12 protein-coding genes are annotated in these 12,667 nt (G+C 75.4%); 7 read left to right on the plus strand and 5 right to left on the minus strand.

Annotated elements, in window-relative coordinates; all coding sequences use genetic code 11:
- Nucleotides 1-416 precede the first annotated feature (416 nt).
- Both ACWCP2_RS37430 and ACWCP2_RS37435 read left to right on the plus strand, forming a co-directional pair.
- Nucleotides 417-3,302 (plus strand): SNF2-related protein, encoded by a 2,886-nt coding sequence (locus tag ACWCP2_RS37430; RefSeq protein WP_450912999.1) that lies wholly within the window; start codon nucleotides 417-419, stop codon nucleotides 3,300-3,302.
- The gene (locus ACWCP2_RS37435; protein WP_450913000.1) at nucleotides 3,299-4,507 is read left to right on the plus strand and encodes an SWIM zinc finger family protein; all 1,209 of its coding nucleotides are present in this window, start codon (nucleotides 3,299-3,301) and stop codon (nucleotides 4,505-4,507) included. Before ACWCP2_RS37430 ends, ACWCP2_RS37435 begins: the two co-directional genes overlap by 4 nt.
- Here the strand turns inward: ACWCP2_RS37435 and ACWCP2_RS37440 are convergent.
- Nucleotides 4,488-5,033 carry a hypothetical protein gene (locus ACWCP2_RS37440; protein WP_450913001.1) on the minus strand — a complete coding sequence of 182 codons (546 nt, stop codon included), beginning with the start codon at nucleotides 5,031-5,033 and terminating at the stop codon, nucleotides 4,488-4,490. The genes ACWCP2_RS37435 and ACWCP2_RS37440 overlap by 20 nt on opposite strands.
- A 163-nt stretch (nucleotides 5,034-5,196) precedes the next feature.
- Between ACWCP2_RS37440 and ACWCP2_RS37445 the strand changes: the two genes are divergently transcribed.
- Nucleotides 5,197-5,913, plus strand: coding sequence for a chaplin (locus ACWCP2_RS37445; RefSeq protein WP_450913002.1), 717 nt, complete (start codon nucleotides 5,197-5,199; stop codon nucleotides 5,911-5,913).
- On the opposite strand, the gene ACWCP2_RS37450 is transcribed toward ACWCP2_RS37445, so the two are convergent.
- Nucleotides 5,906-6,580, minus strand: a complete 675-nt coding sequence (locus ACWCP2_RS37450; protein ID WP_450913003.1) for a DUF2293 domain-containing protein — start codon at nucleotides 6,578-6,580, stop codon at nucleotides 5,906-5,908. The genes ACWCP2_RS37445 and ACWCP2_RS37450 overlap by 8 nt on opposite strands.
- Nucleotides 6,581-6,720: 140 nt before the next feature.
- Here ACWCP2_RS37450 and ACWCP2_RS37455 point away from each other — a divergent pair, with 140 nt between their 5' ends.
- Nucleotides 6,721-7,110: a cupin domain-containing protein gene (locus ACWCP2_RS37455; RefSeq protein WP_450913004.1), complete on the plus strand. Its 390-nt coding sequence runs from the start codon at nucleotides 6,721-6,723 to the stop codon at nucleotides 7,108-7,110.
- On the plus strand, nucleotides 7,083-7,277 hold the full coding sequence (locus tag ACWCP2_RS37460; RefSeq protein ID WP_450913005.1) for a hypothetical protein: 195 nt from the start codon (nucleotides 7,083-7,085) through the stop codon (nucleotides 7,275-7,277). Before ACWCP2_RS37455 ends, ACWCP2_RS37460 begins: the two co-directional genes overlap by 28 nt.
- Nucleotides 7,278-7,307: 30 nt before the next feature.
- On the opposite strand, the gene ACWCP2_RS37465 is transcribed toward ACWCP2_RS37460, so the two are convergent.
- Nucleotides 7,308-8,753, minus strand: a complete 1,446-nt coding sequence (locus ACWCP2_RS37465; protein WP_450913006.1) for a WGR domain-containing protein — start codon at nucleotides 8,751-8,753, stop codon at nucleotides 7,308-7,310.
- A 92-nt stretch (nucleotides 8,754-8,845) separates the two neighbouring features.
- On the opposite strand from ACWCP2_RS37465, the gene ACWCP2_RS37470 reads away from it, so the two are divergent.
- Both ACWCP2_RS37470 and ACWCP2_RS37475 read left to right on the plus strand, forming a co-directional pair.
- Complete coding sequence (locus tag ACWCP2_RS37470; protein WP_450913007.1) at nucleotides 8,846-9,580, plus strand: uridine kinase; 735 nt, start codon at nucleotides 8,846-8,848, stop codon at nucleotides 9,578-9,580.
- Nucleotides 9,581-9,816: 236 nt separating this feature from the next.
- Nucleotides 9,817-10,440, plus strand: coding sequence for a hypothetical protein (locus ACWCP2_RS37475; protein WP_450913008.1), 624 nt, complete (start codon nucleotides 9,817-9,819; stop codon nucleotides 10,438-10,440).
- 34 nt (nucleotides 10,441-10,474) lie between these two features.
- On the opposite strand, the gene ACWCP2_RS37480 is transcribed toward ACWCP2_RS37475, so the two are convergent.
- Complete coding sequence (locus ACWCP2_RS37480) at nucleotides 10,475-11,419, minus strand: carbohydrate kinase family protein (protein ID WP_450913009.1); 945 nt, start codon at nucleotides 11,417-11,419, stop codon at nucleotides 10,475-10,477.
- Nucleotides 11,416-12,366: a pseudouridine-5'-phosphate glycosidase gene (locus tag ACWCP2_RS37485; RefSeq protein WP_450913010.1), complete on the minus strand. Its 951-nt coding sequence runs from the start codon at nucleotides 12,364-12,366 to the stop codon at nucleotides 11,416-11,418. The genes ACWCP2_RS37480 and ACWCP2_RS37485 overlap by 4 nt, the downstream gene beginning before the upstream one ends.
- Nucleotides 12,367-12,667 lie beyond the last annotated feature (301 nt).

Below are 12,667 nucleotides of genomic sequence, written 5' to 3' on the forward strand. Positions count from 1 at the left end.
GTCCGAATCCCTGCCGATGTTCCTGTCCGGACGGCTGTACGACGGCGGGGTCTGGGGCGGAGCCCCAGGAGGGGTCCGGGCGCAGCCCGGGGAACGGTGGAAGGGCGGGTAGGGGACCTCGCCCCGCAGGGCCGGCCACCCGCACCGGGCCACCGGGGCACCGGGGCACCGGGCCACCGGGCCACCGGGCCACCCGCACCGGGCCACCGGGGCACCGGGGCACCGGGCCACCGGGCCACCGGGCCACCCGCACCGGGCCACCGGGCCACCGGGCCACCGGGCTCCCGGGCTCCCGGGCTCGGGAAAGGTGCAGCTCAGCGGGATTGTCAGCGGGCGCGCCTAGACTCGGTGACGGATGGGATTCGTCCGGCCGCGGAGGTGAGGGCGGCAGCAGCGAGGGGGAGAGGGGGATCACGATGGACAGGTCGACGACATCGCGCGCGCCGGCGCAGCCGGGCGGCATCGGGTCCGCTCTGCCACGGCACGCCGCCGTGTTCCTGCCCGCCGCCGTGCCCCGCGAGAGCCGCATCGCCTTCTGGGCCCCCGACGGGAACACCCTGCCCGCCGAAGGCGGCGCAGGCACTGCGGACACCCTCCAGGTGGTCCGGCCCCATGGCGAGGGTGTCCGTACCCGCACCGTGCCCGCCGTCACGCTGACCGTCACCGCCGCCCTGCCCGTGCTGCTGCACGCGGCCCGCGGGCCCGTCGCGCATCCCGCGACCCGCGCCTGGGGGACCGCCGCGGTCCAGGCGCTGTCCCTCGTCGCGCGCGGCCGCCTGCTGCCCGGGCTGACGCCCGACGGGGTCGACGCCTGGCGGGCCGGGCCCCTGGACGCCGGGGACATCGCGCACCTGCGCGCGGTCGCGGCCGCCCTGCCCCACGAGGGGTACGCCACCCCGCTCGCCGGACGCCGTCCGCTGCAGCTCCCCGAACCGGAGGCGCTGGTCAGGGCGTTCCTGGACGCCGTCGCCGACAGCCTGCCCCGGACCCCTGCCGCGGCCTTCGCCGCGGGCCGCCCCTTCGCGGCCCGCGAGCCGCAGCGGGTCCCGGGGATACGGGACTGGGCGGCGCAGGTCGCCTCGGGCGCGGACACCGGGGTGGGGATCTCGCTGCGCCTCGACCTGTCCTCCTTCCGGCTCTTCGACGAGGCGGAGAGCGGCACGGAGCCGGAGCAGGACGTGCGCCGCGCCGGGGCCGCCGTCGTCCAGGTGCACAGCCTCGCCGACCCGACCCTGGTCACGGACGCCTCGATGCTCTGGGCGGGCGCCGCCGGGGCCGGCTTCGGGCCCCGCGCCCGGATCGACGCCGTCCTCGCGCTGCGCCGGGCGGCCCGGGTCTGGCCACCGCTGCTGCGCCTGCTGGACCAGCCGGTCCCGGACGTGCTGGCCCTCTCCGACCCCGAGCTGGAGGACCTGCTGGGCCGCGCCGCGACCCGGCTGGCGGAGGCCGGGGTCCTGGTCCACTGGCCGCGCGAGCTGGCTCGTACGCTCTCCGCGACCGCGGTCGTACGGTCCACCGCGCCCGGTTCCGCCACCGACGGCACCGCGTTCTTCGACGCCGAGCACCTCTTCGCCTTCTCCTGGGAGCTCGCGCTCGGCGGGGACCGGCTCACCCCGGGGGAGATGGACGCGCTCGCGCAGGCCCACCGGCCCGTGGTGCGGCTGCGCGACCAGTGGGTGCGGGTCGATCCGGAGCTGGTGCGCAAGGCGCGCAAGAGGGAGCTGGGCCTGCTGGACCCGGTGGACGCGCTGGCGGCCGTACTGACCGGGACGGCCGAGGTCGAGGGGGAGCCGGTGGCCGCGGTGCCCGTGGGGGCGCTGGCCGCCCTGCGGGACCGGCTGACCGGGGAGCTGGCGCCGCTGCCCCAGCCGGCCGGGCTCAAGGCCACCCTGCGCGACTACCAGGCCCGCGGGCTGGCCTGGCTGGACCTGATGACCTCGCTCGGACTCGGCGGCTGCCTCGCCGACGACATGGGGCTCGGCAAGACCGTCACCCTGATCGCGCTCCACCTGCACCGCGACCGCCCCGAGCCGACCCTGGTGATCTGCCCGGCCTCGCTGCTGGGCAACTGGCAGCGGGAGATCGAGCGGTTCGCCCCCGGTACGCCGGTGCGCCGTTTCCACGGCGCCGGCCGCAGCCTCGAAGGGCTGGCCGGCCCGGGCGGCGGGGGATTCGTCCTCACCACGTACGGCACCATGCGCGCGGGAGCGGCCCGGCTGGCCGAACAGCCCTGGGGCATGGTCGTCGCGGACGAGGCCCAGCACGTCAAGAACCCGCACTCGGCGACCGCGAAGGCGCTGCGCACGATCCCGGCGCCCGCGCGGGTGGCGCTGACCGGCACCCCGGTGGAGAACAACCTCTCCGAGCTGTGGGCGCTCCTCGACTGGACCACGCCCGGACTGCTCGGCCCGCTCACCGCGTTCCGGGCCCGGCACGCCCGGCCCGTGGAGCACCAGACGGAGGAGGACGGGGGCAATGAGGCGGCGGTCGCCCGACTGGCCGCGCTGGTCAGGCCGTTCCTGCTGCGGCGCAAGAAGTCCGATCCCGGGATCGCGCCCGAACTGCCGCCGAAGACGGAGACCGACCACCCCGTGTCCCTCACCCGCGAGCAGGCCTCGCTCTACCAGGCCGCGGTCGACGAGTCGATGGCGGTGATCGGGGCGAGCGAGGGCATCGAGCGGCGCGGCATGATCATGAAGCTGCTGGCCTCGCTCAAACAGATCTGCAACCACCCGGCCCAGTACCTGAAGGAGGCGGAGCCCCGGATCGCGCACCGTTCCGGGAAGCTGGCCCTGCTCGACGAGCTGCTCGACACGATCCTGGCCGAGGGCGGCTCGGTGCTGGTCTTCACGCAGTACGTGACGATGGCCCGGCTCATCGAGCGCCATCTCACCGCACGCGGCATCTCCCACCAACTGCTGCACGGGGGCACGCCCGTTCCGCGCCGCGAGGAGCTCGTGGACCGCTTCCAGGCGGGCGAGGTGCCCGTGTTCCTGCTCTCCCTCAAGGCGGCCGGCACCGGCCTCAACCTCACCCGCGCCGGGCACGTCATCCACTACGACCGCTGGTGGAACCCGGCCGTCGAGGAACAGGCCACCGACCGCGCCTACCGCATCGGCCAGACCCAGCCCGTCCAGGTCCACCGCATCATCGCCGAAGGCACCGTCGAGGACCGCATCGCCGAGATGCTGGAGGCGAAGCGGGCCCTGGCCGACGCCGTCCTCGGCTCCGGTGAGACCGCGCTGACCGAGCTCACGGACCGCGAGCTCGACGACCTCGTCTCCCTGCGCAGGCCCGTATGATCACCGCGCGCGACGACCGCCGCCGCACCTTCGAGACCGTGCCGCCGGGGGTGGAGGCGGTCAGCTGGTGGGGCCGGGCCTGGGTGTCGGCCCTGGAGGCGGTGGCCCGCGACGATGCCCGGCTGACCCGGGGCAGGACGTACGCCGCCGAGGGCCACGTCGACGCCGTCACCATCACCCCGGGCCGGATCGTGGCCTACGTACGGGGCAGCCGGCCGCGGCCGTACCGCACCGAACTGTCCCTGCCCGCCTTCTCGGACGCCGAGTGGCGCGAGCTGCTGGAATCGGTCGTCGCCGACCCGACGGCGCTCGCCGCGCTCCTGGAGCGCGAGGTCCCGGAGTCGCTCTCCGCGTCGGTCCTGCCCGGTGCGGGAGAGCTCGTACCGCGCTGTTCCTGCCCGGACGTGGCCCGTCCGCCCTGCAAGCACGCCGCGGCCCTGTGCTACCGCGCGGCCCGGCTCCTGGACGCCGACCCCTTCGTCCTCCTCCTGCTGCGCGGCCGCGGCGAGCGGGAGCTGCTGGAGGAACTGACCCGGCGCAACGCCGCCCACGCCGCGCGCGAACAGCCCGACGGGACACCGGACTTCCCCGGCGTTCCCGCCCGTGCCGCACTCGTGCGCACCGTCCTGCCCCCGCTGCCCGCCGCCCTGCCGGCGCCGTCCGCCGCCGGAATGCCGCCCGCGTACCCGGCCGACCCGGCGGCCCCGGACCCGCTCGCCCTGGACCAGCTCGCCGCGGACGCGGCCGCCCGCGCCCTGGCGCTCCTGCGCACCGGCGAGGATCCGATGGCAGGGCTGAGCCGCTGGCAGGACGCCGTCCGGCTGGCCTCGGCCCACCCCACGGCCGGGCTCACCGGCGCCGCCCGTACCCTCTACCGCGACCTGGCCCGCGCCACGGGACGCAGCACCACCGACCTGGCCCGGGGCGCCGCCGCCTGGCGGCAGGGCGGTCTGCCCGCCCTGCTCGCCCTCGAGGAGCCCTGGGACCCGCCCGCAGGCCCTTTCGACCGGGCCCGCCCGGCCCTCCTCGCCGCCGTCCGGGACGCGTTCCGCCCGGACCGCAACCGGCTCACGAGCCCTTCCCGCCAGCTCCGGCTGGGCCGGGACGGCCTCTGGTACTCCTACGAGAACCGCCAGGGCGACGACGACTGGTGGCCCACGGCCCACCACCCCTCCCCGGACCCGGTCACGGCCCTGCGGGGCTGAGCCCGGCCGCCCAGCGGGCGAGGGTGGTGAAGTCCTGGGGGCGCAGGCCGTGGCGGGGGTGGATGCGCAGGAGCAGGGCCGGGGCCGGGTGGTGGGTGGCGACCCAGGTGCGGTCCCGGGGGGTGATCAGGTCGTCGACCCAGGCGAAGGGGCGGCCGGCCGTCCATTCCAGCAGGGGGCGGGTCTTCCAGAAGAGGCCGTCGGGGTCGCGGGCGAAGGGCTCCGGCCAGTCGATGACAGGAAGATCGGCCGGTAGCCCGATGCGCGGGGAGATCAGGGTGTTGGCCTCGTGCGTCCAGGCGGTGGCCCAGGCGAGTTCGTAGGGCAGGGCCAGCAGCCGGGCGCCGTGGGCCGGGTGCAGGCGCACCCGCAGGCCGCGGCGGGCGCTGCGGGATTCCGGTGCGCGGTAGGACAGCCAGATGCTCGGACGCATCCGGTGGCTGGTGTATCCGCGCAGGCCCGCGAGGCGGGACCGGAACGGGTTGAGGGGGCCGTCCACGTCGAGGAGGAGCAGCGGGCGAGTCATGAAGTAGGGATTACCCAGTACACGATGGAGTGAAATGCCTACCGGCGCTATAACCCGAATGGGGTTACGGCGTTGTTTCCGGTACGGGTGCAACGCCCGTGGACCCTTCCGGAAGGCAGGAAATCTGATGCGTCACAGTCGTCGGAATGGCTTGATCGCGGCGGTGGTTGCGGGGGGTGGACTCGCGGTCGCGGGTGCGGGCGGCTTCGCCTTCGCCTTCGCCGACGCGGAGGCGGGCGGACAGGCCGTGGGTTCGCCGGGTGTGCTGTCGGGGAATCTGCTGCAACTGCCCGTGCACGCACCGGTGAACGTGTGCGGGAACACCGTGAGCGTGGTCGGTGTCCTCAACTCGGCCACCGGGAACCGGTGCGTCAACGCCTCCCAGGGCGGGGGGAATCCGGGGCAGCAGGGCCATCCCGGGCCGGGTCCCTCGCACCCCTCGAAACCCGGTGCCGGAAACGGTGCGGGGAACGGTTCTGGGAACGGCGGCCAGAGCGGGCCCGGCCGGGGTGCGGTGGCCGATGGGCGGGGAAAGGATTCTCCGGGACTGCTGTCCGGCAACGGTCTCCAGCTCCCCGTCGAGGTACCGCTCAACGTCAGCGGCAACGCGGTGAGCGTCGTCGGTGTCGGCAACTCCTCCGTGGGCAACACCTCCGTCAACGGCCGGCCCCCGGTCGTCGGCAAGCCCGTCCAGCCGCCCGTCCAGCCTCCGGTCCGGCCGCCCGTCGCCGTGCGGCCGGTCACCCCGCCGGCCCCGCAGCGCAACCACCCCTCGGCGCTCGCCCACACCGGGTCCGAGGGTGTCGGCTACCTGCTGTCCGGCGGCGGTGCCATGCTGCTCGGCGGAGTGCTGCTCTACCGCCGGTTCCGGCTCAACTAGCCCGCGCGGAACGGTCGGCGCCCGCCCGCCAGCCGTCCAGGATCGCGTCGATCCGGGGCGCCAGCCGGGCCCGGGCCGCGAACCGGGGCACGCCCTGCATCAGCAGGGCGTCGTACTCGGTGTCGAGGTGCCGCACGGCCGCCCGAACCGCCGCGTACACGGCGGGCGGGTCCAGGGCCCGGCCGGCCGCGCTGCGGCCCACCCGTCCGCTGCCGCGCACGGAGGCGTGCGCGGCGATGGCCTGGGCCCGGTCGGCCGGGCATCCGGGGAACAGGCGCAGGATCTCGGCGGCGAAGGCCGCCGTGAACCGGGTGTCCTCGGCGGCCCGGCGCAGCCGGTCGCGCTCCCGGCGGCGGGCCCGCGCCTCGGCGTCCGCGAGGCAGGCGCGCTCGGCGCGGGCCAGGGCGGCGTCCTCGACGAGGATCCCCAGTCGCTCGTAGCGGCGGCGGCGCCGGTGGAAGCGGAGTACGACGGCGGACAGTGAACTGGCCTCGTGGGCGCGGCGCGTGAGGGCCGTGTCACCGCGCGGCAGGTAGACGAGGTGTCCGAGGTCGGCACAGTCCAGGCAGCGGGGTACGCCCGCCTCGCGGACGAGCCGGCGCAGCGGTCCCTGCCGGCACTCCGCGCAGTGGATCTGCTTCGTCGACTCGAAAACGACCAGGCTCATGTCGGAGTGATACCGCCATTCAGGCCGTATATCACCTTGTAGGAATGGATACTTGCGGTTTCACAGAGTCTTCCCTGACCTCAGGATGTCCTCCTAACGTGACCCGAGTGGGCCGCGGCCGGTCCATGGAGGAGGGAAACATGGCTGGACGGCAGGCGACGGCCGGGCGCCCGAGGACCGCGGTCCGGCGCCCGAAAGCGGAGGTGGCCTCCGACCTCGTGGTGAGAGAGGTCGCGATAGAGCCCGGTGGCTGCACCGGCTGGCACTACCACCGTGTTCCGCTGATCGCGGTGGTCAAGTCCGGCACGCTGACCCGGATCCTGAGCGACGGCACGGTCGAGGTGCACCACACCGGCGCCAGCTTCGTCGAGCCGGCCGGGCGGCGCCACGTCCACCTCGGCCGCAACCTGGGCCGCGAGCGGGTCGTGCTCTGCGTGACCGCGGCCCTCGCCGAGGGCGACCCCTTCGCCCTGCCCGCCGAGGCCCCGCGCGGGGCCACGCCGTGCGCCTGCCCCGCGCGGACGCGGTGAGGGCCGCCGCGCAGAAGCCCGCCGCGCTGCCGTCCGCCGCGCTGCCGTCCGACGCGCTGCCGTCCGACGCGCTGCCGTCCGACGCGCTGCCGTCCGACGCGCTGCCGTCCGACGCGCTGCCGTCCGGGGTGCCGGGGTCCGGGGTGCCGGGGTCCGGCGCGGGGTGAGCCCGCCCCGCCCGTGAACAGGGCCGCCGCTCAGACGAGTCGGCGGATCTCCCCGCGCACGCGGTAGAAGCCTCCCGCCGCCGGGTGCAGCCCGTCCACCACGTACCGGGCGCCGGGCTCCCGTATCCCGCGCGGGAACTGCACGTTCCAGGAGGGCTCGAAGCCGCCCGACACCACCTGCACGCGCATCCGCTGACCCTGCTGCACGCACTCCACGACCACACCGCCCGCGGGCACCGAGGACACGGACACCGTCGCCACCGCGGCGGGGGAGGCGGCCGGGGTGAAGACCGGCAGGGCGGCCGCCGACTTCACGTCCACGGCCGTTGGCACCGAACCCTCCCGGGCGGCCGCGATCGCGGCCTCGCTCGCGTCGACGCACACCAGCGAACCGTCCGTGGTCACCAGGTAGAGCCGCTCGTCCAGATACTGCATGGACAGCGCGGACCCGCTGCCGGTGCCCAGCTTCCACAGCCGCTGCCCGTCGGCGTCGAAGCAGTACACGGACGACGCGAGGTCACCGGCGAAGACGTGCCGGCCGTCCGGCGAGGTCGCGCACGAGTAGACCGCCGCGTCGCAGCGGTACGTGGCCTCCAGCGCGCCCGTGGCCTTCGACAGCCGCTGCACGGTGTTGCGGCCGGTCCCCGCGTACACCGCGTGGTCCTCCTGCCAGCCGAACAGCACCGCTCCGTCGGTCTGCGTGTGCCACAACTCCCGGCCACCGTCCGGGGCGTAGGCCGTGACCCCCTTCCCGTGGCCGTGGTAGACCGCCCGCTCGTCCGCGCGCACCATCCACGCGTTCACCCCGGCCGAGCGGCGCGACCACTGGAACTCGTCCTCGTGGTCGATGACCGTCAGCCCGCCGTTGCGGTCGGCCACGTTCAGCACGCCCTCGCGGATGTCGAGCCAGAAGATGTCCACGTCGGCCGCGATGTCGTACGCCCCGAACGGCACCTTCGAGGACAGGTCGTACACCGTGCCGTCGTCACAGCCCGCGTAGATCCAGAACTCGTCCGCCACCAGGCACTTCACCCCGTCCGGCAGCGAGTACCGGGCGAGCACCTCGCCGTCGTGGCTCACGGTGTAGACGTCTCCGGCCTGGTTGCCGACCCAGCAGCGGTCCTCGTCCACGTGGATGCCGAAGGCGGAGGACCCCGTACGGAACCGCCAGAGCACCGGGGCCACCGCGCGTGCGGTGGACGGGGTCGAGGTCACCTGGCGGCGCGTCACCGACCGGGCCGCACGGCCTCCCCGCACCGCCGGGGCGTACCCCTTGCGGACCTTCTCGCCGACCTTCTTGGCGGCGGCCGCCCGGGCCTTCTCGACGCTGGGGAAGGAGGAGCTCTGCAGCTGGCCGTCCGCGCCGATGCGTCCGTACCGCACCGAGACGGAGGTGCCGTCGACGGTGACCTCGTAGAACTTGTGGGCACCGCCGTCCTCCTGGGACAGCTCCAGATACGTCGTCTCCCGAGCCATGACAGACCCCTCCCCAAGGCCGGGCCGCCGGCCCCCTGTGCGCCGGTGATCCCTCTCGAAAAACGGTAGGGGCCACCACTGACAATGGGCTGGTGCAGCTGGAAGCGATCACATGGCAGCGGATGGCCGAGCGGCTCGCCGGTCACCTCGAGGACAACGAGCAGGGCGGCGGCGAGGACGGGGAGCGGGGGGAAAGCGGTGACGGGAGCGGGAGCGTGAGCGGGGCCCGGAGCGGGGCCGGGGGCGGTCCGCGGGGCCGCTGGACGCGGGTGGCCGTCGACGGGGCGCCCGCCGCCCGCACCGGCGTGCTCGCGGCGGAACTCGCCGACGCGCTGCGCCTGCGCGGGCGCCCGGTCCTGGTGGTGGCGGCCGAGGGCTTCCTGCGTCCGGCCTCGCTGCGCTTCGAATTCGGCCGCGAGGACGTGGACTCCTACCTCGACGGCTGGTACGACACGGCCGCGCTCTGGCGGGAGGTCTTCGGCCCGACGGACCCCGGCGGCACGGGCCGGGTGCTGCCCGACCTCTGGGACCCGGTCACCGACCGGGCGACCCGCAGCCCCTACGCCGAACTCCCGCCCGGCGGCGTGCTGATCGTGCACGGCCCCCTGCTGCTGGGCCACTGGTTCCCCTTCGACCTCACCGTTCACATCGGCCTCTCCCCGGGCGCACTGGCCCGCCGCACCGAGGAGTCCACCCGCTGGACCCTCCCCGCCTTCGCGCGCTACGAGGCCGAGACCGGCCCGGCGGACCGCGCCGATGCCCTGGTGCGGGCCGACGATCCGCGCCACCCGGCCTGGACGGGGGTGCGCGCGGGAGGCGCCGGCTGACTCCGAGGGGCGCCGCGCGCGTCTTCGCGTACCCCCGCGCGGTCACGGAGGTCCGGGAAACGCAACAGGGGGATTCCGGCACGGTGACGATCGGTTCCGGCCATCGCTCCGGCCTGAACCGCGCGCTACGTTGACGGCACGCTTCGACGGCGGCCACCCCGGTGGCGCCTTGGCAGAGGGAGAAGGCAATGCGCGGACACGGCACGGCGGTTCGGAACGTTCGCAACGAGAGACGGGTGCGCACGCAGGCGGCGCTCGCCGCGCTGGCCCTGTGCGGGACCCTGGCCCTCACGGCGTGCAACGGCGACGACGAGGCCGGCGCGGCGGGAACCCCCGCGAGCCCCTCCGTCAGCGCGCCGGCCACGGGCACCGCGTCCGCGTCGGCCTCCGCGTCGTCCTCCGCGCAGGCGCCGGCGTCACCGTCCTCGGCTCCGTCCAAGAAGCCGGCCCCGAGCGCGAGTTCGTCCGCCTCCCCGGCGGGGACGAAGAAGCCTCCGGCGCCCGGTTCCACCTGCGACCACAAGATGCCGATCTCGCCCGACGAGGTTGCCGTCTACCGCTACACCCCCGAGGGCGGGGTCCACAGCCTGATCGTCAAGCACGGCAACTGGGGCTGCGCGGCCCCCGGCGCGGACGCGGCCCCCTTCGAGACCACCGGCAAGGAAACCTTCCTCAACATCGCCGAGGACGCCAAGATCACGGCCGTCACCCCGATCGTCGCGAGCACCGTGAGCCAGCCGATCACGCTCCAGCAGCTCATCGACTGGCTGATCGCCCACCCGAACCAGGGCCGCGTCTTCCGCTACCACCTCGACGCCGCGGGCGTCATCGACTCCCTCGACCAGCAGTACACCTCCTGACCCGCTCCCCGCAGCTGTCGCCGATCCGGGTCCCCTACGGGCGCCCGCCCAGCCGGGTCACCGCCAGGGCGGCCGCCCGGCAGCCGGCCCCGGCGGCCCGCGCCGAGCCCGCTCCCGCGAGCCGGGCGGCGAGGAAGGCGCCGGTGAAGGCGTCCCCGGCGCCCGTGGAATCCACCGCTTCGGCGCTCTCCGCCGCGACCTCGGCCGTCACCCGGCCGTCCTCGGCGATGAGCGCTCCGGCGCCGCCACGGGTGACCACCACCAGCGGAATCCGCCGGCTCAGCGCAGCCGCCGCCCGCGCGACCGCCGCGGCCCCGTCCGCCCCGGTCCGCCCACCGGGCGACCCCGCAAGCAGGAGTGCCTCGTCCTCGTTCGGCAGGAGTACGCCGACCCCCGCGGCGGTGGCCAGGAACCGCCGCGGCCCCAGCGCGGCCAGGAACCCCGCCGACGCCGGATCCACGCTCACCGGTACGTTCCGGGCACGGGCCTCCCGTAGTGCGACCAGGGCCAGTTCCCGGCCGGCGTCGGCGAAGAACAGGTAGCCCGACAGGTGGAGATGGGCGACTCCGTCCAGGAGCGCGGGCTCCCAGTCGGCGGGGGAGAGCCGCAGCGAGGCCCCGCTGTCGGTCAGGAAGGTCCGCTCCGCGTCCCCGCCGACCAGGGCGACGACCGTCCCGGTCGGCTCGGCGGGATCCACCACCAGCCTCGGCCGCACCCCGGCGTCGAGCAGCGCCCGCTCGTGCCACCCGGCCGAGTCGGCGCCGACCCGCGCGAGGAGACGTACCTCCGCGGCGCCCGCGCGGGCGGCCCAGCAGGCCGCGTTGGCCCCGGCGCCGCCCGGCAGGGTGCGGATCCCGGCCGCGGTGTCGGTACCCGGAGCCAGTGGCTCCGCATGCACCGCCACGACGTCCGTCACCACGTCCCCGACGACCAGCAGCGCCCCCGGCCGAGCGACGGGGGCGGCCGGCGCCGCGGTCACGGCCGCGCCGCCCAGGCCCGCGCGATCCGGGCCCCGAGGCGCACGTTGCCCCGTACGGCCGCGAGATTGGCCTCCAGGGAGGCGCCGCCCGTCGCACGCACCAGGAACCCCAGCAGAAACGGTGTCACCGCCTGTCCCGTGATGCCCCGCTCCCGGCACTCCGCCAGAGCCTCGGCCAGGACCCGGTCGTGCAGCTCCGGATCGAGCTGCTGCGCCGGGTCCACCGGATGGGCCACGAGGAGCGCCGACTCGGCGCCGCCGAGCAGGTCCTGAGCGGCCATCACGGCCGCCACCTCCTCCGGGCGGTGGACCGTCCAGTCCACCGGTTCGCCGGAATCGGCCAGGTAGAACCCGGGGAAACGATCCGTCCCGTACCCGAGGACCGCCACCCCCAGCGTCTCCAGCCGCTGGAGCGTCGCGGGCACGTCCAGGATCGACTTCACCCCGGCGCACACCACGGTGATCCGGGTCCGCGCCAGCAGTGCGAGGTCCGCCGACTCGTCCTGCGACCGGGTCCAGTCCCGGTGTACGCCGCCCAGCCCGCCGGTGGCGAAGACCCGCAGGCCCGCCCGCGCGGCGAGGAAGGCCGTCGCCGAAACGGTCGTCGCGCCCGTCGCGCCCGTGGCGAGCGCCGGGGCCAGATCCCGGTGCCCGAGCTTGCGCACGCCCTCGCCGCCCGCGATCCGCTCCAGCCCGGCCTTGTCCAGCCCGGCGCACGCCACCCCGTCGATGACCGCCACGGTCGCCGGGACGGCCCCCTCCGCCCGGACCAGCTCCTCCAGTTCCAGCCCCACTGCGAGGTTGCGGGGGCGGGGCAGGCCGTGGGCGAGGATCGTGGACTCCAGTGCCACGACGGGCCGCTTGCGGTCGAGCGCCTCGCGCACCTCCTCGGAGAGGACCGGTGGAGCGGAAGGCGTCGTGTGTTCGGATGCTGTGTGCTGTGACATGTCCCCATCCCTGGCACGCGACCCGACGCCCCAAACGCGCGGCGGCCACTCCGGCGTGAACCCGCCCTGGCGATGCCCGCTCATACGGGCGAGCAAGCCGGGTGGAGGCCGCGCCGGCTGGGCCCCCGCCGGGTGCACCGCTGCGCGGAGCGAGGTCCCCTACCCACCCTTCCACCGTTCCCAGGGCTCCGCCCTGCCCCGCAGCCCCCCGGGGCTGCGCCCGCCCCCCGGGGCTGCGCCCGCCCCCCGGGGCTGCGCCCCATGCCGGTGTCGGGAGTCCTCATCAACGCCTTCGCGTTCG

Source organism: Streptomyces sp. NPDC002104, from assembly GCF_053593795.1.

What these genes read in the sequence shown, in the direction of transcription:
- ACWCP2_RS37435 (WP_450913000.1), top strand. Translation starts at nt 3,299, where the DNA reads ATGATCACCGCGCGCGACGACCGCCGCCGCACCTTCGAGACCGTGCCG.
- ACWCP2_RS37485 (WP_450913010.1), bottom strand. Translation starts at nt 12,366, where the DNA reads ATGTCACAGCACACAGCATCCGAACACACGACGCCTTCCGCTCCACCG.
- ACWCP2_RS37430 (WP_450912999.1), top strand. Translation starts at nt 417, where the DNA reads ATGGACAGGTCGACGACATCGCGCGCGCCGGCGCAGCCGGGCGGCATC.
- ACWCP2_RS37450 (WP_450913003.1), bottom strand. Translation starts at nt 6,580, where the DNA reads ATGAGCCTGGTCGTTTTCGAGTCGACGAAGCAGATCCACTGCGCGGAG.
- ACWCP2_RS37440 (WP_450913001.1), bottom strand. Translation starts at nt 5,033, where the DNA reads ATGACTCGCCCGCTGCTCCTCCTCGACGTGGACGGCCCCCTCAACCCG.
- ACWCP2_RS37465 (WP_450913006.1), bottom strand. Translation starts at nt 8,753, where the DNA reads ATGGCTCGGGAGACGACGTATCTGGAGCTGTCCCAGGAGGACGGCGGT.
- ACWCP2_RS37455 (WP_450913004.1), top strand. Translation starts at nt 6,721, where the DNA reads ATGGCTGGACGGCAGGCGACGGCCGGGCGCCCGAGGACCGCGGTCCGG.